Annotated in this window: 26 protein-coding genes and 1 tRNA gene; 13 read left to right on the top strand and 14 right to left on the bottom strand. The window is 63.5% G+C overall.

The window, feature by feature from the left end; genetic code table 11:
- The first annotated feature begins 45 nt into the window (after nt 1–45).
- From ntcA to KR49_RS09515, 3 genes are read left to right on the top strand one after another with little or no spacing between them, the layout of a single operon-like run.
- Nucleotides 46–765 carry a global nitrogen regulator NtcA gene (ntcA, locus tag KR49_RS09525; RefSeq protein ID WP_043694602.1) on the top strand — a complete coding sequence of 240 codons (720 nt, stop codon included), beginning with the start codon at nt 46–48 and terminating at the stop codon, nt 763–765.
- A gap of 27 nt (nt 766–792) precedes the next feature.
- Entirely contained in the window at nt 793–1992 is a 1200-nt protein-coding gene (locus KR49_RS09520) for a DUF3084 domain-containing protein (RefSeq protein WP_043694599.1), read from the top strand.
- Entirely contained in the window at nt 1989–2429 is a 441-nt protein-coding gene (locus KR49_RS09515; RefSeq protein WP_043694596.1) for a resolvase, read from the top strand. The genes KR49_RS09520 and KR49_RS09515 overlap by 4 nt, the downstream gene beginning before the upstream one ends.
- On the opposite strand, the gene KR49_RS09510 is transcribed toward KR49_RS09515, so the two are convergent.
- From KR49_RS09510 to psbH, 4 genes are read right to left on the bottom strand one after another with little or no spacing between them, the layout of a single operon-like run.
- A complete protein-coding gene (locus tag KR49_RS09510) occupies nt 2407–2664 on the bottom strand; it encodes a DUF3146 family protein (RefSeq protein ID WP_043694593.1) in 258 nt (85 codons plus the stop codon). The two genes, KR49_RS09515 and KR49_RS09510, sit on opposite strands and share 23 nt — an antisense overlap.
- Complete coding sequence (pth, locus tag KR49_RS09505; RefSeq protein ID WP_084188021.1) at nt 2661–3281, bottom strand: aminoacyl-tRNA hydrolase; 621 nt, start codon at nt 3279–3281, stop codon at nt 2661–2663. The genes KR49_RS09510 and pth overlap by 4 nt, the downstream gene beginning before the upstream one ends.
- 8 nt (nt 3282–3289) lie before the next feature.
- A complete protein-coding gene (locus tag KR49_RS09500; protein WP_043694585.1) occupies nt 3290–3523 on the bottom strand; it encodes a TatA/E family twin arginine-targeting protein translocase in 234 nt (77 codons plus the stop codon).
- A 9-nt stretch (nt 3524–3532) separates the two neighbouring features.
- On the bottom strand, nt 3533–3733 hold the full coding sequence (psbH, locus tag KR49_RS09495; protein ID WP_006849996.1) for a photosystem II reaction center phosphoprotein PsbH: 201 nt from the start codon (nt 3731–3733) through the stop codon (nt 3533–3535).
- Nucleotides 3734–3817: 84 nt separating this feature from the next.
- On the opposite strand from psbH, the gene psbN reads away from it, so the two are divergent.
- On the top strand, nt 3818–3958 hold the full coding sequence (gene psbN, locus KR49_RS09490; RefSeq protein WP_043697267.1) for a photosystem II reaction center protein PsbN: 141 nt from the start codon (nt 3818–3820) through the stop codon (nt 3956–3958).
- Here the strand turns inward: psbN and KR49_RS09485 are convergent.
- The gene (locus tag KR49_RS09485) at nt 3946–6927 is read right to left on the bottom strand and encodes a glycoside hydrolase family 38 C-terminal domain-containing protein (RefSeq protein ID WP_052378223.1); all 2982 of its coding nucleotides are present in this window, start codon (nt 6925–6927) and stop codon (nt 3946–3948) included. The genes psbN and KR49_RS09485 overlap by 13 nt on opposite strands.
- Nucleotides 6928–6964: 37 nt before the next feature.
- Between KR49_RS09485 and KR49_RS09480 the strand changes: the two genes are divergently transcribed.
- The gene (locus tag KR49_RS09480) at nt 6965–7084 is read left to right on the top strand and encodes a photosystem II reaction center protein I (RefSeq protein WP_006172424.1); all 120 of its coding nucleotides are present in this window, start codon (nt 6965–6967) and stop codon (nt 7082–7084) included.
- 151 nt (nt 7085–7235) lie between these two features.
- Nucleotides 7236–10040, top strand: coding sequence for a DUF3769 domain-containing protein (locus tag KR49_RS09475; RefSeq protein WP_052378327.1), 2805 nt, complete (start codon nt 7236–7238; stop codon nt 10038–10040).
- On the opposite strand, the gene KR49_RS09470 is transcribed toward KR49_RS09475, so the two are convergent.
- From KR49_RS09470 to KR49_RS09440, 7 genes are all read right to left on the bottom strand, one after another.
- Nucleotides 10041–10508 carry a pentapeptide repeat-containing protein gene (locus KR49_RS09470; protein ID WP_043694580.1) on the bottom strand — a complete coding sequence of 156 codons (468 nt, stop codon included), beginning with the start codon at nt 10506–10508 and terminating at the stop codon, nt 10041–10043.
- Nucleotides 10509–10574: 66 nt separating this feature from the next.
- Nucleotides 10575–11186, bottom strand: a complete 612-nt coding sequence (locus KR49_RS09465) for a 3-isopropylmalate dehydratase small subunit (protein ID WP_043694577.1) — start codon at nt 11184–11186, stop codon at nt 10575–10577.
- Complete coding sequence (gene leuC / locus KR49_RS09460) at nt 11186–12604, bottom strand: 3-isopropylmalate dehydratase large subunit (protein WP_043697258.1); 1419 nt, start codon at nt 12602–12604, stop codon at nt 11186–11188. Before leuC ends, KR49_RS09465 begins: the two co-directional genes overlap by 1 nt.
- A 37-nt stretch (nt 12605–12641) precedes the next feature.
- Nucleotides 12642–13901 (bottom strand): competence/damage-inducible protein A, encoded by a 1260-nt coding sequence (locus KR49_RS09455; protein WP_043694575.1) that lies wholly within the window; start codon nt 13899–13901, stop codon nt 12642–12644.
- Nucleotides 13894–15042 carry an MraY family glycosyltransferase gene (locus KR49_RS09450; RefSeq protein WP_043694573.1) on the bottom strand — a complete coding sequence of 383 codons (1149 nt, stop codon included), beginning with the start codon at nt 15040–15042 and terminating at the stop codon, nt 13894–13896. Before KR49_RS09450 ends, KR49_RS09455 begins: the two co-directional genes overlap by 8 nt.
- A 93-nt stretch (nt 15043–15135) precedes the next feature.
- Nucleotides 15136–16425: a serine hydroxymethyltransferase gene (gene glyA, locus KR49_RS09445; RefSeq protein ID WP_043694571.1), complete on the bottom strand. Its 1290-nt coding sequence runs from the start codon at nt 16423–16425 to the stop codon at nt 15136–15138.
- A gap of 97 nt (nt 16426–16522) precedes the next feature.
- A tRNA-Arg gene (locus KR49_RS09440) sits at nt 16523–16596 on the bottom strand.
- A 92-nt stretch (nt 16597–16688) separates the two neighbouring features.
- On the opposite strand from KR49_RS09440, the gene KR49_RS09435 reads away from it, so the two are divergent.
- The 3 genes from KR49_RS09435 to KR49_RS09425 are packed head-to-tail and all read left to right on the top strand — an operon-like array spanning nt 16689 to nt 17557.
- Nucleotides 16689–16943: a hypothetical protein gene (locus KR49_RS09435; RefSeq protein ID WP_043694568.1), complete on the top strand. Its 255-nt coding sequence runs from the start codon at nt 16689–16691 to the stop codon at nt 16941–16943.
- A 32-nt stretch (nt 16944–16975) separates the two neighbouring features.
- Complete coding sequence (locus KR49_RS09430) at nt 16976–17266, top strand: DUF3181 family protein (protein WP_043694564.1); 291 nt, start codon at nt 16976–16978, stop codon at nt 17264–17266.
- Nucleotides 17267–17293: 27 nt separating this feature from the next.
- A complete protein-coding gene (locus tag KR49_RS09425) occupies nt 17294–17557 on the top strand; it encodes a hypothetical protein (protein WP_043694561.1) in 264 nt (87 codons plus the stop codon).
- On the opposite strand, the gene murJ is transcribed toward KR49_RS09425, so the two are convergent.
- On the bottom strand, nt 17544–19151 hold the full coding sequence (gene murJ / locus KR49_RS09420) for a murein biosynthesis integral membrane protein MurJ (RefSeq protein ID WP_043694558.1): 1608 nt from the start codon (nt 19149–19151) through the stop codon (nt 17544–17546). The genes KR49_RS09425 and murJ overlap by 14 nt on opposite strands.
- Before the next feature lie 68 nt (nt 19152–19219).
- Here murJ and sfsA point away from each other — a divergent pair, with 68 nt between their 5' ends.
- The 4 genes from sfsA (at nt 19220) to KR49_RS09400 (ending at nt 23547) form a co-directional block, all read left to right on the top strand.
- Nucleotides 19220–19984: a DNA/RNA nuclease SfsA gene (sfsA, locus tag KR49_RS09415; RefSeq protein WP_043694555.1), complete on the top strand. Its 765-nt coding sequence runs from the start codon at nt 19220–19222 to the stop codon at nt 19982–19984.
- A gap of 105 nt (nt 19985–20089) precedes the next feature.
- Entirely contained in the window at nt 20090–21550 is a 1461-nt protein-coding gene (locus KR49_RS09410; RefSeq protein WP_043694552.1) for an ammonium transporter, read from the top strand.
- A 103-nt stretch (nt 21551–21653) separates the two neighbouring features.
- Nucleotides 21654–22853 carry a 4-hydroxy-3-methylbut-2-enyl diphosphate reductase gene (locus tag KR49_RS09405; protein WP_043694549.1) on the top strand — a complete coding sequence of 400 codons (1200 nt, stop codon included), beginning with the start codon at nt 21654–21656 and terminating at the stop codon, nt 22851–22853.
- Between the two features lie 61 nt (nt 22854–22914).
- Nucleotides 22915–23547: a DUF1997 domain-containing protein gene (locus KR49_RS09400; protein WP_043694546.1), complete on the top strand. Its 633-nt coding sequence runs from the start codon at nt 22915–22917 to the stop codon at nt 23545–23547.
- Here the strand turns inward: KR49_RS09400 and KR49_RS09395 are convergent, their stop codons facing one another.
- Complete coding sequence (locus KR49_RS09395; RefSeq protein WP_043694541.1) at nt 23548–24006, bottom strand: DUF4079 domain-containing protein; 459 nt, start codon at nt 24004–24006, stop codon at nt 23548–23550. It lies immediately after the preceding gene.
- Nucleotides 24007–24040 lie beyond the last annotated feature (34 nt).

Genomic DNA, 24040 nt, shown 5'->3' with positions numbered 1-24040 from the left:
CTGAACAGGGTCGATCCTTAACTTTTAACCAGTCGAAACGGATTGTTGGGAACCAGCAGTGGGTTCAGCCGTTACGTCGCCGTTTCGGCCCATGCGCCCCAGGACCAGCCGGTCAGCTCATCCCGCTCGCTGCTTGATGTCATCAGAGATCTGGACGGCGCCAGCACGGAACTTGTCGAACGAAACAAGACCATCTTCTTTCCAGGTGATCCCGCCGAGAGGGTTTACCTGATCCGGCGCGGTGCCGTGCGGCTTTCCAGGGTCTATGAGTCGGGCGAAGAGATCACCGTCGCTCTGCTTCGTGAGAACAGCCTGTTCGGGGTGCTGTCGCTGCTCACAGGCCACCGTTCCGATCGCTTTTATCACGCTGTCGCCTTCACCCGGGTGGAGATGGTGACGGCACCGGCCGGCTCAGTCCGTGCCGCGATTGAGGCCGACACCGCAGTCGGGCTCAGGCTGCTTCAGGGTCTCTCCAGCAGGATTCTGCAGACCGAAACAATGATCGAGACCCTCACGCACCGGGACATGTCCTCCCGCCTGGTGAGTTTTCTGCTGGTGCTCTGTCGGGACTTCGGCGTGCCGGACCAACTGGGCATCACCATCGACCTCCGCCTCTCCCATCAGGCCATCGCCGAGGCGATCGGCTCCACGCGGGTCACGATCACCCGACTGCTGGGAGACTTGCGTCAATCCGGTCTCGTTCAGATTGACCGCAAGAAGATCACGGTTCTGGATCCGATTGCTCTGGCCAAGCGGTTCAGCTGAGAGTCAGCCCCACTGGGAGGTGACGCCGTGAGCGGATGGCTGCTGATCATCGCGCTGCTGGTGCTCGGCGGCGTGCTTTCAGCTCTGGGCGACAGGTTGGGCAGCCGTGTCGGCAAGGCACGCCTCAGCCTGTTCAACATGCGACCCCGACGGACGGCGGTGCTGATCACGGTGCTCACCGGCAGCCTGATCAGTGCGCTGTCCCTCGGTCTGATGCTGCTGGTCAGCCGTCAGTTGCGGGTTGGGCTGTTTGAGCTCGACGGACTGCAACAGAAACTTCAGGACAGCCGCCGCCAGCTGCAGCAGAACAGAGGTGCCCTGGAGTCAGCCGAGGAAGAACGTCGTCAGGCCATTGCCCAGACGCAACGCATCGATGCCGAGCTGTCGACGGCCAAGCAGCGGGCAGCGACACTTCGTGAGGAGTTGGAGCCTCTGCAGCAGCAGCGCGTCCGGCTGGAGGCCGAGCAGCAGCGCCTCAGCCGCGACATTCAGCAGCGGGACAGGGACATCAAGGCCCGGGACGCAGACATCCGCCGCACCGAGGAGGAACTCAAGCGGGTTCGGGCCAGCATCCAAGCCGGTGAGGCGGAACTCAAGGAGCTGGAGCGCAACCTGATCGCCCTGCGCCGCGGTTCCGTGGTTCTCAGCAGCGGAGAGGCTCTGGCCACAGCCACCATCCGACTGGAGAGTGCAGGACAGGCGAAGACGGTGATCGACCGTTTGCTGCAGGACGCGAATCTCACGGCCTACCAGCAGGTCCGACCCGGTGAGACCCCCGACCGACAGATCCTCCTGGTTCCCCGGAACGATGTGCAGCGTCTGCGGACGATCATCAGCAAGCCGGGCACATGGGTGGTTTCGATCCGCTCTGCCACCAACGTGCTGCGCGGAGAGACCATCGTCTATGCCTTTCCTGACGTCCGACCGAACCGGCGCATCAGTCGCAGCGGCGAAGTCCTGGCGTCGGCAACCCTCCCGGACCAGGATCGATCACCGGAGATGGTCCGCCGCCGCCTGAACCTTCTGCTCGCCTCTGCGTTCGCCGAGGTGCAGCGTCGTGGCTCCCTCGTGGAAGGACTCCAGTTCGACGGGACGGTCTTTGCTCAGCTCGGCCTGGCTCTGGTGGACCGCCCCGAAGGAGAGGGGGATCTGACCCTTGAGGTGATCGCCGAGAGCGACAGCGACAGTGGCGATCCGGTGCTGGTGGCGTTTCGGGTCAGCCCATGAGCCGACTGGCCGGTGTTGATCCCGGGAGAAGCAAATGCGGCCTCGTGCTCGTTGACACCGAATCCCTTCAGGTGCTCAGCGGGGCTGTCGTGATCTGCGAGCAGGTTCTGGACCGGTTGAGCGACTGGCAGGTCGCCGGAGGACTGGACGGGATCGTGCTGGGTGACGGCACCGGCAGTGCGGCATGGCTGCCGAAGCTGCGGTCCCTCGCTCCTGTTCAGCAGGTGAATGAATACGGCACCACCCTGCGGGCCCGCCGTCGCTACTGGGAGCTGTGGCCTCCCAGGGGGTGGCAACGGCTGATTCCCCGCGGCCTTCTGATCCCACCTGAGGAGCTTGATGCGATCGCCGCCCTTGTGATGGTGGAGGACAGCCTGGGAACACCATGCCGTTGGTCGGGTGCGAAACAGCGCCTCAGAAGCGGGCCCGAACGGTGAAGGTGTAATCACCGCCGGGTTCAAGTCGATAATCCGAGCGCACCAGGAATCGACGCAGAGCGTCCTGGATCAGAGCCCGCCCCAGGGAGGGCTCCACGGTCAGGTCACCGCAATCAAACGCCCAGCGGAACTGCCACTGAAAGCCCCCGGCCGCCACCTCCCCCTCAACGCACTGCTCGCTGAAGCACTGGCGCAACACCCGGAGGTGGGCCGTGGTGGCGGGGAGTGCTGTCATCCGCCGCTGGCAAGGCTCTGCGGCCGGTAGGCATTGATCCAGTTGCCGGCCCGTTCCATGCCCTGGCGCTGAATGCGTCCCAGACCATCAAGAACGGCATCCAGCACAGCATCCACACAAGGTTCCTCGACCTTGCTGAAAGCACCGAGCACATGCGACACGGTTCTGGCCCGTCGCTCATCGGGAGTGTCCGCAGGGGCACCGATTCCGATCCTCAGCCGAGGGAACTCCTGCCCGCCGAGATGCTGAATCGTGCTGCGCAGGCCGTTGTGACCGCCTGCACTGCCCTGAGCACGAAGTCGCAGGCGACCGAGAGGGAGGTCCATGTCATCCACCAGAACCAGCAGCTGATCCGCTGTCAGTCCGAACCAATCGAGCGCAGCTCTGATCGATCGACCGCTGTCGTTCATGTAGGTCTGAGGCATCAGCAGGCGCAAGCGCGCCTCGCCATGACCGACCTCGCTGGCCAGGCCGTGCAACTTGCTCTGCTGACGGAACTGAACACCCTCCCGGGAGGCCAACCGCTCCAGAACCATGAACCCGATGTTGTGGCGGGTCCCCGCATATTTCGGCCCTGGATTGCCCAGACCGACCACCAGCCTCAGATCTGCGGACATCGGCCGGATCAGACCTGGGGTGAATCGTTGTCCTGGGGCGAGTCTCCGGAGCCATCCTCGAGCTCGGGATCGGCCATGGCCTTGTTGATCTCCCGCTCGAACTCCTTGGAGGCGGACTGAAATCCTTTGAGCGTTTTCCCCAGCGTCTTGCCGAGTTCCGGAAGACGCTTGGGACCGAAGACAAGCAAGGCAACGGCGCCGATCACCGCCATCTCAGGGAGGCCGACGCCGAAGACATTCATGACAACCGATCAGCCGAGGCCGTTCCAGTTGACGTTGATGCCTTCCAGGATCAGGGACTTGTTGTACAGCTGAAGGATCACCAGCAGAAAGACGAGGAAGAGCACCATGAAGATCCCCATGACAGGGGTGGTTCCCCAGCCAGGCACGACCTTGCCGTACTCGGAGTTCAGAGGGCGGAGGAGGTCTCCCAGACGGGTGCGTTGAGCCATGGCGACGCTTGGTCTCGGGTGGTGAAAAGTGCCGATACTGTAGGGGCCGGCTCCGGCTTGGAGTCGATCCTGTCGAGAGATGTGATGGAAACGTCTTCCCCGGCCATGTCGGTGGCGATCGGTGTGCTGGCTGTGTTGCTGAGCCTCACCGGCTTTGGTGTCTATCAGGCGTTCGGTCCCCCATCCAAGGCGCTGGATGACCCGTTCGACGATCACGAGGATTGAACCAACCGCAGATCGGCAAGCTCCCCCGGCCGTAGCTCGATGACCTGAGCCGGTTCACCCCCCTGGCGGGACACGAGCCAGCCTTCCCTGGGTTCCCAACGGCAGCGCGATGGCCCTGGATTGAGACAGCGGAGGCCCAGGCCGTCATCCTCCGGCCGCAGCGCCACAGGAACAAGCTCCCCGGCGAGAGCTGGCAACCATCGCCGCGACGTCGGGTGTCCGGCGAGAGGACCACTCCAACCCGGCTCGCGGAAGGCGATCGCCGCCTGGGGCACGCAAGCGCTGCTCCATGAGCCGGTGACCGGCATCAGAGCCAGTCGCTGACGGTGCCAACCACGATCCGCCCCAGGGTCAGGCCAGGTCGGACCGCGCAGCAGGGAGACACCGATCCGTTCGGGCACCACATCCACCCCCTGGGGTCCATCCAGCAGGACGGCCAGTCCACCCCCAGGGGCGTTCACCTGGGTGGCAAGCCAGGAGATCAGCGGCACTTCCCATCGCGACTGCTCCCGCGACGTGCGTGCCATGGCCGGACGCTCCAGGACAGTGCCGGCGGAGTCCGCCGCATAGCGGACCGCTGCGGAGGCAAGGGGCAGCTCCAGACGAAGCAGTTCATGGCGCTGGCTCCAGTCGATGCTGCAGATCAGCTCGATCCAGGGGCAGTCGGCCTGCAGACGCATGTCCAGGCGCATGACACTCGATCCCAGCCGGTAACGCTGCACGACATGGACCACCAGGGGGCCGCGCTCCAGCAGCTGGCATGGCCCCAGCACCTCAACCGCCAGGGGATGGCGGCGGTACTCCGCTGCAAGATCCCAGGCGTCCCAGAACTCCCCGCGGTCCTGGAAGCGGGCCAGCTGCAGCGGACCTGCCAGCTGAGCCACCCCCTGACTGTCACGCAACTGGAGCAGCCCTCCCGGCCCGCAGTCCACCTCCAGCAATCCATTGCTGACCCTCCAGCGATCGCCATCCAGTCGCTGCAGCTTCACCGGAGCCCGGATTGGAGCGACCTCAACCGCTGATGCATCGCATCGGTTGAGAGCGACCGAACTGATCCCGCTCTGAAGGGGTAGCTGCACCCACACTCCGCCGCTGGGACACGCCTGTCGCGGCAGAACCATGTCAGCCGCCGACCACGCCCCGGCAGGCAGACGCAGCAGGGGCGACCAGCGCGCCAACGGCTGCAGACCGAACCAGAGCCAGGTCTCCCGACAGCGTGAAGGGCCGGCCGAGCCCCCGCATAGCTGCCGCAGCTGATGGTCACGCTGAGACACCGCCTTCCTCCGGGCTGAACGCCAGACCGCTTCGGCCTGGTCGAACACCTCCGGGATGGAGGTTCCTGGAAGGATGTCGTGAAACTGCTGAAACAACAGCGGTTTCCATTCCCCCATCTCACCTGCCGTCCCTGAACATCCCCCCAGGGCAGCGACGGCATCCACCTCACGCAGCAACCGCTCCAGCGTGCGGTTGTGTCGCTTCTGGTCCGGACGGCTCGTGGCACAGCCGCGGTGCAGCTCCAGATACAGCTCATCCCGCCAGACCGGAAGACGACCGGCGTGCGGCTCAAGGGAAGCCAGATGATCCCTCACCGTTCCAGCACTCCGTTTGGGCGCCTGGGGCATGGCGTCCCAGAGGCGCATCTGATCGAGCATCTCGTCGGTCGGTCCGCCGCCGTGATCTCCCACGCCCGGGATCCAAAGCGCCCGGTCCAACCCTGTCGCCAGCTGCCAATCCCGCTGTTCATTCAGCATGTCCAGCGGTTCACCCCGCCGGCCGATCGGCGGCAGCATCAGAGCGAACAGCTCAGCACCGCCACGGCTGCGCCAGCGGAATAGACGATGGGGGAAGGGCTGGTCAGCATTCCACGCCAGCTTGTGGGTGCAGAACCAACGCACGCCTGTGCGCTCCGCCACGGCTGGCAGACCGGCGGTGAACCCGAAGCTGTCCGGCAACCAGGCCAACTCATGGGTCCACTCCGGGAAGACGCGCCGGCTGTAGGCCTGCCCCAGGTGAAACTGCTGCCAGAGCGACGCACTGCTCACCAGCACGCAGTCCGTTTCAACCCAGGGACCGTTGATCGGTTCCCAGCGCCCGGCTCGGCTGGCGGCACGCACGCCGGCGAACAGCGCCGGCCGATGCCGCTCCAGCCATTCGTAGAGGGCCGGGGTCGAATGGGCGAAATGGAGCTCAGGCCAGCGCTGCAGCAGCTGCAGTGCGGACCGGAATGTTCGCTCCGCAGCCTGCCAGGTGTCGGCGACCGGCCAGAGCCAGGCCAGATCGAGGTGGGCGTGACCCAGCCAGTGCAGAGATCCCGGTGCCGGCTCAGCACGGGCCAGATGATTCTCCACTGCATCCAGGGCCTGCAGGGAAAGGGGATCCAGCTGTTGCCACTGCGCCGGCAGGTCTCCACCGGCCGCGAGATGCAGCTGCAATGCCTCAGGGAGCAAGACCCGATCTGGGTCCGACGCCTCGCAACACGGCTCGAGATTCAGACAGCTGCTGATCAGAGCGCCGTCATCGTGCAGAGGGCTGCTGAGCTCCAGAAGCAGCTGCAGCGGTTTCCCCTCACGACAGCGATCGGGAACGATCCAACGGCAAGCGGTGTCGAAGAGGTCTCCCTCATGCACGAGCTCCCCATCCACCCAGAGCCGCATCCGCTCAGCCCACCAGCTCAGGGCGAGACGTCCGCGACTCTCGGGAGACCGACTCCAGCTCTGCGGCCAGGACAGATTCTGCTCAAGACGGATCCAGCCACGTCCGCGCGGCCAGATCAAAAGTCCGCGCGCAGCCCAGTCAGGACGGTGCGCCCGGCCCCAGGCATCCCCGAGGTGGGGAGGGCGATCACCGGGGCCACTGCGCCGCCAGCAAGCCTGCAGATCGAGGCGTGAGCGACGTCGAAACGTTTCAATCCACTCCGATCGCCCGGCCCGCAGCGAGTCCGACCCCGAAGTGACCCTGTCTTGCCCCATAGGATGATGTCGCTCAAACAGACGCCGGTCGGTCTCCATGCTCGCCCTCAAGATCTCCGTTTACTCGGTCGTCTTCTTCTTCATCGGCATCTTCGTGTTCGGCTTCCTGGCGAGCGACCCGAGCCGCACGCCAAGCCGCAAAGACTTGGAAGACTGAATCCGGGAACCAATCAGGACCGCGCAAAACACTGGTCCGCTGGGTCAGGTTCTTTGATCGGCTCACTGTCAGGATCGCGAACCGCAGCTGGTCCGTCTTGGCGTCAAAGCGCCTGTCTTTCTGCCTCACTGGACTGCTGCTCGGCGGATCCATGGGATCGCTCCCTGTGCGCTCTGAGATCAGAGCTGCGGAGGAGATCCTTGAACCGCCGAAAACGCTGCAACTGACTGCAGATCGTCAGTTTCATGACAGTCGCCGCAACGTCAGCATCGCCGAGGGAAACGTCAGAGTCGTTCTGGGAAACGACGAGTTGCTGGCTGACCGGATCGAATTCGACGCCGGGTATCGGACTCTGTTCGCGCGGGGCTCCGTTCGCCTGAGACGCAAAGGGCAGTTTTTTCAGGCCTCGGCGTTCCGCTACAGCCTGATCCAGAACGAAGGCCAGCTCGATGATGTGTACGGCGTCATCGACCTGAGCGAATCCGACGGCGGATTCTTTCCGGCGTTGTCCTCTGAACAGCAAACTGAATCCACGGAGAGTCAGCCAAACGGTTCGGTGGTGCCGGAATCCCCGGCCATGGCCTGTCCTCCCCTGCTGCCTGCGGTACCGGACTGGCATCCCCAACCCTGGGCAGTGACCGCTTGGGGGGGGCAGATGATCGATTCCAATTTCGGGGACACGTTCCTGTTCAACGGTCGGATGCGACCGGAGTACCTGCTGGGTGTCGGTCTGCAGAAACGCATTCTCAGAGCCGGACCTCTGTCGCTGGAACTGGAGGCGGACCTGTTCAAACACATGGCCGGGCAGCAGCCTGGAGGCGAGTTCAATCAATCCACCCCATACGCGGATCTGCCGGCACAGAGCTTCGGGGAAGGGATCGTCGGCATCGGTGCCCGACTCTGGGTTCAGCCCTGGTTGAGCTTCGGCTTCATTGAAGGCCTCAGCTACAACACCGACTACAGCCTGTACGAGAAGACCTACCGGGAGAACTACACCCAACTGCTCAACTACCTCGGCTTCGAAGTGGAGGCGGCTGTCTCATCCGAGCTCTCCCTGGTGGGACGCATCCACCACCGATCCGGAGCCTTCGGGACCTACAGCGGCGTGGAGGAGGGAAGCAATGCTTATCTCCTTGGATTGCGATACCGCTGGGGAGAAGAGCAACCTGAGCTGCAGCCCGGTGAGATGCCCCCCCCCCTGGGGTGTGAGGATCCCGATCGCGACGACCGAGTCAGCCCCACAACCCTGTCTGAGCGTCTCGAATCGGTGGCCCTCGGCGATGGTGGCAGCACCCTGGAGCATGTGCCGCCGGCACAGCCCCGACCGATCAGCACGCTTTCCCCGGCGGAACAGCAGGCGTTACGCACCGAAGCGATCGCCTCCATCGACCAAAGGGTGGAGAAGGTGAGCTTCCGGGGGAATCTCGCCATCGAACGCCGCAGTGGTGTTCCGGTGAAACGGCTCAATTCCAGCGTCAAGGACGAAAACCGCTTCGGCGTGGTCAAGGTTCCGCAGCTGCAACGACTCGGAAGCACCCAGCTGATCAACGGCACCATCAGCCGCTGGCGGATCCAGGCCTCTCGGGTGCTGATCACCGCTGAAGGCTGGCAGGCGAGTCGGATGGGATTCAGCAATGACCCCTACACCCCCTCGCAGACCAGAATCGATGCTGAAGGGGTCATCGCAAGAGAACAACCCAATGGTGACCTTCTAATCTCCGCCCGACGCAACCGACTCATCGTCGAAGACAGGTTGCCGGTGCCTGTGAGTCGGCGGCAGGTGATCGCCAAGGAGGAGGAGGTGGAAAACCGCTGGGTGATCGAAGTCGACAACAAGGACAGGGATGGCCTGTTCGTCGGTCGCAATCTGAAACCGATCGAACTGGGATCGGACACCGAGGTCGCTCTGCAGCCTCAGTTCATGGTGCAGCGGGCCATCGATGGCAGCAGCAACGGAGAGTCGATCAACGCCGGAGATCTGTTCGGCCTCAGAGCCAGAGTAAGAGGCCGATACGGTCAGGACGAACTGGATGCTGAGGCTGATATCAGCAGCTTTCAGCCCGATCAGTTCCTCGATGGGAGCCGATTCTGGGGGACCTTCGGACGCCGTCTTGACCTTGGACGGCTCGGAACCGTCAAAGCCAATCTGTTCGGCGCCTACAGATACAGAACCTGGAACGGATCGCTCGGCGAAACCGACATCGATGCCGCGTACGGGCTCTACGGAGAGCAACGGGGGGAATGGGAGCAGGGTGAGAACCGCCACCGGTATCTGCTGCGGGCGGCACTTGGCGACTACTACGCAGAGCGATACGGCAGCGGCAGGATGCTGAGAACCGGCCGGGGCAGCGTGTTCGGTTCTCTGACCAGTGTGTTCCCGCTTCTGAAAGGTGAGACGGCGGCTCTGACCCCTGCGGCGGCTTACCGCTACTCGCCAGTGCCGGTCGTTCCGGGCCTCACGCTCAACACGAACCTGAACAGCTCTGTCGCTCTCTATGGCGATGGTCACCATCAGAAGACCCTGAGCTTCAGCGGTGGACCCACACTCACGCTTGGAACGTTCAGCCGACCGTTCCTTGATTTCACGCAACTGACGGTGATCGGAGGCGGCACCCTGCGCTACGGCGCCAGCCCCTTCGACTTCGACCGTGTCGTGGATTTCGGCACCCTCGGCTTCGGCCTCACCCAGCAGATCGTGGGACCTCTGCTGCTCAGCACCGGAATCAACATGAACGTCGATCCCGGCTCGCCTTACTACGGCGATGTGATCAACTCCAATATCGAGCTCCGCTGGCAGCGCCGCAGTTACGACGTTGGGGTGTACTTCAACCCCTACGAAGGCATCGGCGGTGTGCGCATTCGCCTGAATGACTTCGATTTCAACGGAACAGGAGTCCCGTTCGTTCCCTACAACCCGATCAACCCGGAAGACAAGCGCGACGCACTGCCGCTCTGATCAGTCTCCGCCGCCGTAGATCAGATGACTACCGGTGAGATCGGCGCCGGCATAACGGATGCCTTCGGAACGCACTCCAGGGGCATAGGCATTGATCACGACGGCGTCGCTCAGATCGGCCAGGCGCAGATCCACACCACTGAGTTCGGCATTGGTGAGGTTGGCCCTGCGCAGGTCAGCCCGGTTCAACCTGGCACCGCTGAGATCAGCCCCCTCCAGATTGGCGCCCACCAGAACAGCACCGCGCAGATCGGCATCCCGCAGATCAACACCGATCAGATGGGCACCGGAAAGATCACGGCCCCGCAGATCACACCCCCGGCAGGCACCTGTTTGGCGCAGTCGCTGCTCAGGAGTCCCGTACGGCGTGACGCTCAACGGCACCACCGGTGCAGCCTGCACGAACGGCGACAGCGGAAGCAGCAGAACCGCGGCGGTCAGAGTCCGCTGCAGGGCGGAGGAATGCATGGAATGACGACCTCTGTCTTCTTCATAGACCAAAGAGTCTGATTGCGCCGCCGGCGGTTGCTCCGATCAGGTGGCGAAACGATTCAGATAAGGCAGCCGTCCCATCAAGGCCTCCAGTTGTTCGCCGTGGTCCAGCAGCTGCGAGGTAGCGTCCCAGCGGCCGCTGCACAGCATGTCGCGCGGACCGGGATCGATGCTCACGGCACAGTCAGCGCTACCGCTCGCCATGCGCATCGTTGTCAGATTCAGTGACCAGACACCGCCGGGTTCGTTGAGCACCGCCTGTTGGAGGGAAGCGATCTCATCCGCCGAGGCCGTCGCACAGGGGATTCCAAGAGCCAGACAGTTGCCGTAGAAGATCTCAGCGAAACTGACGCCGACAACGGCTCTGATGCCCCAGCGCATCAGAGCCTGGGGCGCATGCTCGCGGCTGGAGCCACATCCGAAGTTGCCGTTGACCACCAGAATCGAGGCGCCCTGAAACTGCGGCTGATCGAAGGGATGCTGGCCGTTCAGTTCGCTTCGGTCATCAGCGAACACCTGATCCGCCAGGGCATCGAAGCTCACACATTTGAGAAAACGGGCGGGAATGATCCGATCCGTATCGATGTCTTCACCGGCAAGCACCATGGCGGTGCCTTCAATCATCTGGATCTGACCCGAAGGGAAAGGGCGCATCAGCTGGCGTGCGGCTTGAGGAGAGTGCGGACATCGGTCACCCGACCGTGGATGGCGGCAGCGGCGACCATGGCAGGACTCATCAGCAGGGTTCGTCCGCTTGCCGATCCCTGCCGACCTTTGAAGTTGCGGTTGCTGGAGCTGGCACTGATCTGGCGACCCTGCAGCCGATCGGGATTCATCGCCAGGCACATCGAGCAGCCCGGCTGCCGCCATTCGAATCCGGCGTCGATGAAGACGGCATCGAGGCCTTCCGCCTCCGCCGCCCGGGCCACCTGCTCGGAACCCGGCACCACAAAGGCGCGGATCCCGTCCGCAACCATCCGACCACGGGCAACCGCCGCCGCGGCCCGGAGATCACTGAGACGCCCGTTCGTGCAGCTGCCGATGAAGCAGACGTCCACCGGCAGTCCGGCAATGGCCGTGCCCGGCTTCAGATCCATGTAGCGGTAAGCCTCTTCCGCAATGGGGCGATCCCCCGCCGGCAGCTGCTCGGGGGCGGGAATGAGCTCCTGGATGCCGAGTCCCTGTCCTGGCGTGATCCCCCAGGTGACGGTTGGCGTGATGGAGGAGGCATCGAAAACCACCTCGTCATCCACCACGGCATCAGACCCACTGGCCAGCGAACGCCACCAGGTCACGGCCCGATCCCAGGCCTCTCCGGTCGGAGCATGGGACCGACCGCGCAGATAGTCGAACGTGACGTCATCAGGATTGACGTACCCACAGCGGGCACCACCCTCGATCGCCATGTTGCACAGGGTCATGCGCTCCTCCATGGAAAGAGCTGCCACCGCAGGCCCGGCGAATTCATAGGCAAAACCCACCCCACCTTTGACGCCGAGATGCCGGATCACATGCAGGATCAGATCCTTGGCGGACACCCCTTCCGTGAGTCGGCCCTCCACCTGAATCCGGCGCACCTTCAGCTTGTTCATGGCCAGGCTCTGACTGGCCAGCACGTCGCGCACCTGACTGGTTCCGATCCCGAAGGCGATCGCACCGAATGCTCCATGCGTGGAGGTGTGTGAATCCCCGCAGGCCACGGTCATGCCGGGCTGGGTGAGGCCGAGCTCAGGCGCGATCACATGGACGATCCCCTGCCGGCCACTGCCGATCCCGTTCAGTTCGATGCCGTACTCGGCGCAGTTCCGCTCCAGGGTGGTGAGCATCTCCTCCGCCAGGGGATCGGCGAACGGACGGGCCTGATCGGTGGTGGGAACGATGTGATCGACGGTGGCGACCGTTCGATCAGGGCAACGCACGGACAGGCCCTTGTCCCGCAAAGCAGCAAAAGCCTGGGGGCTGGTGACCTCATGGATCAGATGCAGACCCACGAACAGCTGGGTGGATCCTCCGGGAAGCTCCGCCACCCGGTGCAGATCCCACACCTTGTCGTAGAGGGTGCCGGAACTCAACAGCTCAGCCGCAGCAGCAGAAAACACTACCCCCGGACTATCCCCGGGAGAGCAGCCTCCGCCGGAGACCATCGAGCACCCGGATCACACTCAGTTGCTGCACCGCCAGACGACCGCGCCGATCTCCGAACCGCTCAGCCCAGGCCTGGCAGCCATCAGGGCCCGCCACAGCCAGATGCACCAGTCCCACAGGCTTGTCCGGCCCTCCACCACCCGGTCCGGCGATCCCGCTGATCGCCAGGGCCCAGTCACTGCCGAGGCGGTCCCGAGCTCCTTCCGCCATGGCCGTCACCACGGGATCGGAGACAGCGCCATGGCTCTGGATCAGATCCGGAGACACACCGAGCAACCGCTGTTTCATCGCGTTGCTGTAGGCGATGACGCCCCCGAGGAACACATCGGAACATCCGGGTACCGCCGTGATCGCCGCTCCGACGCCACCGCCTGTGCAGGACTCCGCAACCGCGAGCGTCTCCCCGCGCTCCCGCAGCTGTCTGAGCAGCACGGAAGCGAGACTCTCCTCCTCACGGCCGTAGCAGTGCTGACCGCAGCGAAGCAGAAGCTCCCGCTCCACCGGTTCGAGCAGAGCCTCGGCCTCTGCATGATCAGAGCCACAGGCCGTGAGGCGAAGTTTCACATCTCCAAGCGAGGCGTAAGGAGCCACCGTCGGATTGCTGCCGTTCAGCAGGTCGGCCACCTGCTCCGCAAGATTCGATTCGCCGATGCCGGAGAAGCGGAGCTGCCGGCTGACGAACACACCTTCAGCTCCGCCGTGACGCCGCAACCAAGGCTCGGCCGTGGCGCTCCACATCGCCCGCATCTCCGATGGCACACCCGGAAACGTGAGCACAGTGAAGCCAGGCCTTGGGGACCAGATCATTCCGGGTGCCGAACCGAGCGGATTGGGCAGGACCTCGGCTCCCCGAGGCAGGCAGGCCTGGGAGCGGTTGCTGGCCGCTACCGGCCGTCCACCGGTGGAGAGTTTTTCCTGGATCTCCCGCCAGAGTTCCGGCCGCTCCTCAAGGGCGGCGCCGAAGGCGGACGCCAGGGTGGCGGTGGTGAGGTCATCCGGTGTGGGACCGAGACCCCCGGTGGTGATCAGAACACTGCTGCGCTCAGCCGCCTCCCTTGCAGCAGCGGTGAGGCGCTCCACGTTGTCCCCGACAACGGTCTGGCGGTAGTGAGGCAAGCCGAGACCTGCCAGTTGCTCGGCGATCCAGCGGGCATTGCCGTTGAGGATGCTGCCCAGGAGCAGCTCGGTGCCGACGCACAGAATCTCGACGCCGCGCTCAGCCATGACGATCGCCGCATCGGGCGATGTCGGAGATCTCCTGGGGTGCGGAGGGGACCACATCACGCAGGGCCAGCTCCGTCTGGAGCTGGCGGCGACTGATCACCACCGTTCCCACCAGCAGGGCGGAAGCGATCGCCAGCCAGAGAAAACGCATCTCCGCATTGGCCACAACGAGAGCGAGAGCCGCGAGCCACTGGGTGAACACGTAGATCAGCAGAACGGTGCGTCGATGGCTGAAGCCGGCGCGAAGCAGGCGGTGATGCAGATGCCGACGATCGGGATGAAAGGGGGATCTCCCTTCACGAAGCCTGCCCATGATCACGGCGGACATGTCCGCCAGCGGCAGGGAAAGGATCAGCAATGGCAGCAGCAAACTCACGGTGGTGAGTCCCTTGGCCGGACCGACGATGCTGACCGCCGCCAGTGTGAATCCCAGGAAATAGGACCCCCCATCCCCCATGAAGATGCGGGCGGGATTGAAGTTGTGGCGCAGAAATCCCAGACAGCAGCCAGCGAGGGCGGCGGCAAGGAACCCAGCTGCCACCTGATGCAGGGAGAAGCTCACCGAAACCAGTCCGACCGCTGCGATCCCGGCGACTCCGGCAGCTAGACCGTCCAGTCCATCCAGCCAGTTGATCGCATTGGTGATCCCCACCAGCCAGATCACCGTCGCCAGAAGGCTGAGGCCATCGGAGAGCACGATCGCTGAGCCGGTGGAACTGAACCAGGGAAGGTCGATGGCTCCGATCCGGACACCCTCCGACCAGATGACGCAGGAGACAGCCACCTGTCCGGCAAGCCGCGGCCATGGAGACAGGGCGAACAGATCATCGGCCAGCCCGATCAGGAAGAAGCAGAGCGACCCGGCCAGCGTGCTCCAGATCAGTTGATCGCGGGCTGGAGCCAGGAGACCGAAACCGCCGAGCAACCAGACCGCGGCCAGAGCGAGTCCGAAGCCGAACACCATGGCGACCCCGCCCAGCCTCACCATCGGTGTGATGTGCTGCTTGCGCGGGTCGGGTTTGTCGGTGAACCCGAAGTGGAGACCCAGAGCGCGCACCAGGGGAACCAGCACGCTGGTGATGCCGGCTGCCAGCCCGAAGCTCATCAGTGCAACCGCAATCGGGCTCGCTGCGAGGTTCACGGAGACTCCTGGAAGGGGGCTGCCCTGAAGGTGGTCGTTGACCTTCCGATCCTAAGGAGGCTCTTCCCACTGATCCAGGGAACCCTGGACCAGTCAGGCAATCGCCGGCTCTCTTTGTTCCACATAGAGAGGGAACCGGCTGCAGAGCACCTCCACACGGCTGACACAGCGCTGCTGAATGGCGTCGTCTTCAGGATTGAGCAATCGATCAGCGATCACATCAGCCACTTCACGAAAGGCCTCCGCATCGAAACCTCTGGTCGTGAGAGCCGCTGTACCCAGACGCAGACCGCTGGTGACGAAGGGGGATTCCGGGTCGAACGGAACCGTGTTCTTGTTGGCGGTGATGTGCACATCACTCACCAGCAGATCGGCCACCTTGCCGGTCATGCCGATGCAGCGAAGGTCGAGCAGGACCACATGATTGTCCGTGCCGCCGCTCACCACATCGATGCCGCGCTCGATCAACCGTGCCGCCAGGGCAGCTGCATTGGCCACCACCTGCTGGATGTAGGCCCTGAAGGCCGGCTGCAACGCCTCTCCGAAAGCGACTGCCTTGGCGGCGATCACGTGTTCTAGGGGCCCACCCTGGCTGCCGGGGAAGACCGCCTTGTCGAACTTCTTGGCGAATTCAGCATCGCGACAGAGGATCAGTCCACCGCGGGGTCCCCGCAGGGTCTTGTGCGTGGTGGTTGTGACCACATCGCAATGAGGCACAGGGCTTGGATGCACTCCGGCAGCCACGAGACCGGCGATGTGAGCCATGTCCGCCAGCAGATAGGCCCCGACCTCATCAGCGATCGAACGGAACGCGGCGAAGTCGATCGTGCGCGGATAGGCGGAGTAACCGCAGACGATCAGCTTCGGCTTGTGCTCCCTGGCCAGCGCACGGATCGCGTCCATGTCCAGACGCTGAGTCTCTCGGTCGACGCCGTACTGAATGACCTTGAACCACTTGCCGCTGACGTTGACCGGAGACCCGTGGGTGAGGTGACCGCCGTGGGAGAGATCCAGGCCCATGATCGTGTCGCCGGGCTGGAGAAGAGCCAGGAAAACGGCGAAATTGGCCTGGGCTCCGCTATGGGGCTGAACATTCGCCCAGGCCGCCCCGAACAGCTGCTTGGCCCGCTCAATGGCCAGCTCCTCGATGGCATCGACGTGTTCACACCCCCCGTAGTAACGCTTGTTCGGCAGGCCCTCGGCGTACTTGTTGGTGAGCACCGAGCCCTGGGCCTCCATCACGGCACGGGAGGCGAAGTTCTCGCTGGCGATCAGCTCGAGGTGAGTTTCCTGTCGATTCTGTTCCCGGTCGATCAGTCCGGCGATCGCCGGATCGGCCTGGGCCAGATCCCTGTTGATCGAACGCTCGGATTGCTGACTCATGGAGCTGGGTTGTCGTGAACTGATCGTAAGGAAGGACTCTGAGTCCAGGGAACTGTGTTCGGCCAAAAAAAAACTGCCCCGGAAGGCAGTTCAACAGCGCGCCTGGAGAGATTCGAACTCCCGACCCTCTGATCCGTAGTCAGATGCTCTAATCCGCTGAGCTACAAGCGCTGGCGTGAATCCATGAGAGCCCATCGAGGGGGCCTCCGTCAACTGGAGCACAGTCGGGGCCAGGATCGCCTCTGAACTCCGACTCCGCCGCGATGCCGATCCGCTGGTACGGCCCCGCCGACCCTGACAATCCCACCTACCGCCATTTCGAGCGGGTGGTGAATCTCTGCCTGCATGCCGGTCTCTTCGCCGCTCTGAACAGCGGTCTCTGGTTCGTTCAGGAGATGCGCCATCCATGGGACTGGCTGCCGCTGTTTAGCGGCCTCTGGCTGACGGTTCTGATCGCCCATCTGCTGATCGTTGCCAGGCTGCGGCCGGATCCATCCACTGCCGATCCGGACGCATGAGGGCACCATGACCTCAGATCGTTCGAGATCCGATGTCGCTCTCAGCCGCCGATCTGCAAGATCTGCAGGCCACACTTGCTGATCGTCTGTACGTCCAGATCAGTGGATGGCATCTCCACCTGGGGGACGCCGAACTGGCCGGACCACTGGCGATCGAATGCAGCGCTCTGGTGGACCAGGGAGCAGCGGTGGCGGCTCGTCGAGCCGTGGAAGCCGTGAAAGTGCAGATCGCCGGTGGAGCCAGCCAGCTTCCGCTCGCCCGGTTGCTCCCTCCGGCACAACTTCGTGAACTTGAGGAGATTCTGGAGCCCTACTGCCGATAAGGTTGCAAACCTTGGAGCGTCCACGGCGTGCTGATCATTGAGGTGACCAATCCGCGCGAGGTGGTGCGCCAGCGGATCGGGCCCCTCGGGGAACGCCTGATCGGAACCGTTGTTGATGCAGAAGCCCAGGTGGAGAAGGCTCTGATCCAGGAGCTGGAAACCGCCTTCAGGGATTACGGCATCGAAGCCAGGATTGTCTCGGTCCAGGGTCCGCAGCTGGTGGGGCGTCAGCAGCTGGAGCTGCCGATTCAGGTCCGCGAGGATCGGGAGATCCGACTCAGCGAGCCCTGAACCGGCGGATCAGGCTCCGAACCAGTTCACGCACCTCCCGGACACCGAGAGTCGTTCCCACCAGCGCGAACAGTCCAAGTCCCAGCAGGCCTGGAACCATCACCTGCAGAAGCAGGCCCGACATCCCCACGGGCCAGCTCAGAGCGGCGGAGAGCCCCCAGGCCGGAAGTGCCGCCGCCAAGCCGGCCATCGACAGCTTCAGCGCGTCCAGACCCCAGCTCTGCAGCGGCAACCCCTGGAGACGCCGTTGCAACACCAGCAGCAGAGCCAAACAGGTGATTCCGTTGATGGCGACCGTCGCCAGCACCAGGCCTGGTGCCCCGAAATTCACGGGGGATTGGTCGCCCCACGGGGTCGGCCCTCCGACGAGCAGCCAGTCGAAGATCACGTTGAGACCGATGCCCGCCAGCGAAAAACGGAACGGCGTGGTGCCATCGCCGAGGGCATAGAACACCCGCACCAGAACATCCCGACCGAGATAGGCCGGCATTCCCAGGCCATAGGCCATCAGCAGCCCCGTGACCAGCTGAGCCGCGGAAGCATCGAAGGCTCCGCGCTCATAGACGAGCGCGACGATGGGAGCACCCAGGGCGATGAACAGACCACCCAGAGGAATCATCGAAGCGGTGGACAGCATCAGCCCCTGGCGGATCCGCTCGATCAACTGAGGGCGATCTTCAGGGGCGGTGAGACGCGCGAAGGTCGGCAACAGCGGCACCAGCAGAGCGTTTGAGATCAGGCCCAGCGGCGTCTGCACAAGAAGATTCGCGTAACCGAGACCCGCGGCCGCACCTGCGATCCCGGAGGCGAAGAACAGATCGGTGAACACATTGATCTGCAACATGCCCGATGAGAGGGTCGCCGGCCCCATCACCCTCCACACCTCGCGCACGCCGGGATGGCGCCAGTCCCAGACCAGCTGGAAGCGGGCGAGTCCCTGACGGATCAGAGCCGGCAGCTGGATCAGCCACTGCAGCAGCGCGCCGACCAGGGTTGCAGCCGCCAGCACCACACCCCCGGTCATGGCTGCGGCCGGCAGCGCGATGGCACTGCCCAGCTGCCACCAGAGCAGACCGACACCCAGGATCAGCGCCGCACTCGACATCAGGGGCGAGATCGCCGGGATCCAGAACTCATCCACTGCATTGAGCGACCCGAAACCCAGACCGATCAGGCCGGCCAGCAACGCCATCGGCGCCATCACCTGCAGCTGCACCGTCGCGATGGCATGCAGCTCCGGGCTCAACCCAGGCCCAACCAGGGTGATCAGCGGATCCGCCGCCAGCACGAGCAGAACGGTGACCAGCAGCAGCAGCGCACTGACGCTGGTGTTCAGAGCCGCAAGGATGTGGGCGCTTTCGTTGCGGGGGCGGCGACTGAGAACACTGACCATGGCGCTGTGAAACGGTCCGTTGATTCCCCCCAGCAGAATCAGCAGGAACCCCGGCAGCACATAGGCGTAGTTGTAGGCGTCGTAAGCCGCTCCAACCCCGAAGGCAGCGGCGATCACAAGCTGTCGAACCAGGCCGCCAACCTTGCTGAGCAGCGTGCCGAAGGTGACGACCAGTGCGATCCCCTTAAGTGAGCGCGCCATCCAGGCCCCAGCGATGGCTGCATTGTGCTGGGCCTGCAGGAGACCATGGGCATCACTCGGCTAGCGCCATGACCGGCCTTCCATCCCGCGGGGATGCCCTGCTCACTTTTGATGCCCTCGCAGAGGGCCAGCTGATCAGGCGTTACAAACGCTTTCTGGCCGATGTGGAACTCAGCGACGGGCAGGTGGTCACCGCCCACTGCGCCAACACGGGCCCGATGACCGGCGTGCTGATCCCAGGCCAACGGGTGCGGGTGCGGCATGCTCCCTCCCCGAAACGGAAGCTGGCCTGGACCTGGGAACAGGCGGAAGTGACCGGCGCCGATGGATCACCCTGCTGGGTCGGCATCAACACCGCCCTTCCCAACCGACTCATTCGAGCCACGATCGAGGCAGGTTGCCTTGCCGAAGAGCTCGGGACGATCGAGAGCATCCGAGCCGAAGTCGCCTATGGAAAAAATCGTCGCAGTCGCATCGACCTGCTGCTCACACCTGCGGCCGACAATCCGGATCAGCGGCCGATCTACGTCGAGGTGAAGAACACCACCTGGACCGATGGCACCCTGGCTCTCTTTCCGGACACGGTGACCGAACGGGGGCAGAAACACCTGGTGGAGCTGATGGACCTGCTGCCTGAAGCCCGCGCGGTGCTGGTGCCCTGTCTCAGTCGAGCCGATGTGACATCGTTCGCCCCGGGAGACGCGGCTGATCCTCGCTACGGCGACTTGTTCCGTCAGGCCCTTGACCGCGGGGTTGACGTCCTCCCCTGCTGTTTCCGTTTCGAATCGAACCAGATTCGGTGGGAAGGCTTGCGGCATCTCAAGCCAGTTTGAAATTTGGTATCAAGACAAACAATTAGGGGCCCGTCCCGTTGGCAGCGTGGGCACGTTCGCCTGGATACAACTCCAGGCGCGATCAGCAGCTCTGCACTTTCGTTCATGACAACTGCCTTCCAGGCGCCGCCAAAGCGGCGCCTCAAGACACTTCAGGAGGCCAGCCTTCTGGAGGGCCCGATGCTCCTCCTTCGCAGCATCCGAGGCTTCAGCTCCAACCGTTCACTGGTTTGGTTGGCCTGTGCGCCAATGGCCCTGATGGGCCTCGGCATCTTCACCTTCGCCGCCAAAGCCGAAGAACTGCCCGAACTCAACGCAGCCTTCCTGGCCAACAACCTCTGGCTTCTGGTCGCCACGATTCTGGTGATCTTCATGAATGCCGGCTTCGCCATGGTGGAAGCCGGCATGTGCCGCCAAAAGAACGCCGTCAATATCCTGTCCAAGAACCTGTTCGTGTTCGCCCTCGCGGTAACCGCTTACTGGTTCATCGGTTACTCCCTGATGTACGGGGACGGTGACAACGGCTGGCTCTACTTCGGAGGTCTGTTCTTCGACCCCACCGTTTCAGCCGAGACGATCACCGATGCCGGACTGGTTCCGACCGTTGATTTCCTGTTCCAGTCGGCCTTCGCCGGCACTGCCGCCACAATCGTTTCCGGCCTCGTGGCGGAGCGCATCAAATTCGGCGAGTTCGTGATCTTCGCCCTGGTCCTGACGGCCTTCATCTACCCGATTGCCGGTTCCTGGCAATGGAACGGCGGCTGGCTGAGCGAAATGGGCTTCATCGATTTCGCTGGATCCTCCATCGTTCACTCCGTCGGTGCCTGGGCCGGTCTCGTCGGCGCCATGCTTCTCGGACCCCGGATCGGCAAATATGTCGGCGGGAAGGTGCAGGCCATCCCCGGCCACAACATGTCCATCGCCACCCTCGGCGCCCTGATTCTCTGGATCGGCTGGTACGGCTTCAACCCCGGTTCCCAGCTCGCCATGGACCAGTGGGTTCCCTACGTGGCTGTGACCACCACCCTCGGCGCTGCCGGCGGTGCGATCGGTGCCACGGTGATTTCCACGATCACCTCCAAGAAGCCTGATCTCACCATGATCATCAACGGCATCCTGGCTGGCCTGGTGAGTGTGACGGCCGGTTGCGGCAACCTCACCCTGATGGGTTCCTGGGTCGCCGGTGCCGTTGGCGGCATCATTGTGGTCTTCTCGGTTGCCGCTCTCGACTCAGCGGGCATCGATGACCCGGTTGGAGCGTTCTCCGTCCACGGCGTCTGCGGCGTCTGGGGCACCCTGGTGATCGGCCTCTGGGGCTACGACATCCAAGGCGACGGCTCTGGGCTCGGCCTGCTTGTCGGTGGAGGGATCAATCAGCTTGGTATCCAGGCTGTTGGAACCGCCGCCTACGCCATCTGGACTCTGGTGACCTGCTTCATCGCCTGGAAAGTCATCGGCGGACTGTTCGGGGGCATTCGCGTCACCGAACAGGAAGAAACCGAGGGTCTGGACATCGGCGAACACGGCATGGAGGCCTACGCAGGCTTCTCCACCATCAACAACTGATTTTCCCTTCGGGATTCACTCCAAGCCCGGCCTTCAGCCGGGCTTTTTTTTTGCGTTCCAGACGCAGCAGGCCCCATAGAGTCGTTTCACACCAGCGCCCGCCATGGACACCCACGCCTTCAAGCGCTCACTGCACCACTCCGAGCGCTACAACCGGCGTGGCTTCGGTCGAGCCGAAGAGGTCGCCGAGAGTCTGGAACAGGCCTATCAGAGCGGCCTGATCGGAACGATCCGGGACAACGGCTACCGACTGACCCACGGGCGGCTCACCGTGCGTCTGGCCGAAGCCTTCGGTTTCTGCTGGGGCGTGGAGAGAGCCGTCGCCATGGCTTATGAGACGCGGCGTCACTACCCGAAGGAACGGTTGTGGATCACCAACGAGATCATCCACAACCCCTCCGTGAATGATCATCTGCGTGAGATGGATGTGCAGTTCATCCCCGTCGAGCAGGGAGTGAAGGATTTCTCCGGGGTGACCTCCGGTGACGTGGTGATCCTGCCGGCCTTCGGAGCGACGGTTCAGGAGATGCAACTGCTCAACGAGCGGGGCTGCCACATCGTCGACACCACGTGCCCCTGGGTCTCCAAGGTCTGGAACACGGTGGAAAAGCACAAGAAGCACACCTTCACCTCGGTTATTCACGGCAAGGTGAAGCACGAGGAAACCCTGGCCACGAGCTCTTTTGCCGGCACCTACCTCGTGGTGCTGGATCTGGAGGAAGCGCAGATTGTGTCCGACTACATCCTCGGCAAAGGCAATCGGAACGAGTTCATGGAGCGCTTCGCCAAGGCCTGCTCACCCGGTTTTGATCCAGACCAGGATCTCGACCGACTCGGCGTCGCCAACCAGACCACGATGCTGAAGAGCGAAACCGAAGAGATCGGACGACTGTTCGAGCGGACGATGCTCAGCAAATACGGTCCGACCCACCTGAACGACCACTTCCTGGCCTTCAACACCATCTGTGACGCCACCCAGGAGCGTCAGGACGCCATGTTCTCCCTGGTGGACGAACCCCTGGATCTGATGGTGGTGATCGGTGGCTTCAACTCGTCCAACACCACCCACCTGCAGGAAATCGCCGTCAGCAGGGGCATCCGCTCGTTCCACATCGACACACCCGATCGCCTCGACGCCGAGACCAACTCGATCGAACACAAACCCCTGTCGCTGGATCTGTGCCTGAACGGTGATTTCCTGCCGGCAGGCCCTGTCACCGTCGGCATCACCTCAGGAGCGTCGACACCCGATCGAGCCGTGGAAGAGGTGATCGAGAAACTGATGAAGCTCAGCGAGACCTGAGCTTCATAAACGCTTTACATTTAGCGTCGACCCATTTGCCGTCACCGGCATTTCGTTCTCAGTGCTGCTTTTGTCGCACTCCGACACAGACAATCTGCGTCAGTCGGCCGACCCCCAGGTCCGTTGCTACACCAGCAGCTTTTCCGACAGGATGGAGATGCTTGCTCCGACCGCCGTCGTGGCGGACTACCTGGACCGGCATGAGGTCTGGTTCGAGCGCTGCGCCGCACCGATCCAGGTGAAATCCCTCGACCAGCAGTCCTACGGACTGACTCTGGGACGCTTCGGCAATTTCGGCTTCGAGATCGAGCCCACCATCAGCCTCCGGCTGCTGCCCCAGGATCAGTTGATCTACCGGATCGAGACCACCGACCTGGCGTGGGGGGATCCGTCGCTCAGAAACCATTACGAAGTCGACTTCCAGGCGCGCATGGAGCTGAAACCCTGGGCGGAGGCCGAGGGCATGGATCCCGGTCTTGCCACCGCCGTGAGCTGGGATCTCGATCTCTCCGTCTGGATCCGGCTTCCGCAGGTCATCACCGTGCTTCCCGACGGACTGGTGCAATCGAGTGGCGATCATCTGCTGCGTCAGATCGTGCGGCAGGTCTCCCGTCGTCTGACCTGGAAAGTTCAGGAAGACTTTCACGCCCAGTACAGCCTGAAATGCCCGCCAAGACGGCGGGCAGCCTTCTGATCAGCGGTTGGACCAGATCTTGTTGACGATCTCCATTCCGCTGACGGCCTGCCAGAGAAACAGCGTCATCACGCCCATGTTCAATCCAACATGAGCCTTGCGGGCGATCAGGTTGCCTTGCTGCATCAGCGGCGAGAGCGACGCTGCGATCGCGATCATCCCCGTCATGGCCAGTCCGACAAGCAGATGGGGGCCTACGAACAGTTTTCCGTTGTTGAGGTAAGTCACCGCCATGCCGCCGAGGGTGCCCAGCGTCATCACCGCGAGGAGCAGGCTGCCCCAGCGGTAGTGCCGCTGGGCGAACTTGCGTGGAACCAGCTCCTTGCGCTGCTCGGGTGTGCCTGTTCTGGTCTTCTTGGCCTTGATACCCAGGTACAGCGCCCAGCCACCAGTTGCGAGCAGGGCCCATTCCGTGAGCGGATGCACGAAGTTCAGGCTGAAGGGAAGCGTGGCCAGCATCGAACGTCCTAGAGCAACAGAGCGAGGCTACGGG

The sequence above is a fragment of the Synechococcus sp. KORDI-49 genome (assembly GCF_000737575.1).
In the GTDB taxonomy this organism is placed as follows: domain Bacteria; phylum Cyanobacteriota; class Cyanobacteriia; order PCC-6307; family Cyanobiaceae; genus Parasynechococcus.
Note: the sequence above shows the minus strand (reverse complement) of the source record. Positions and strands in the feature narration are given on the sequence as shown.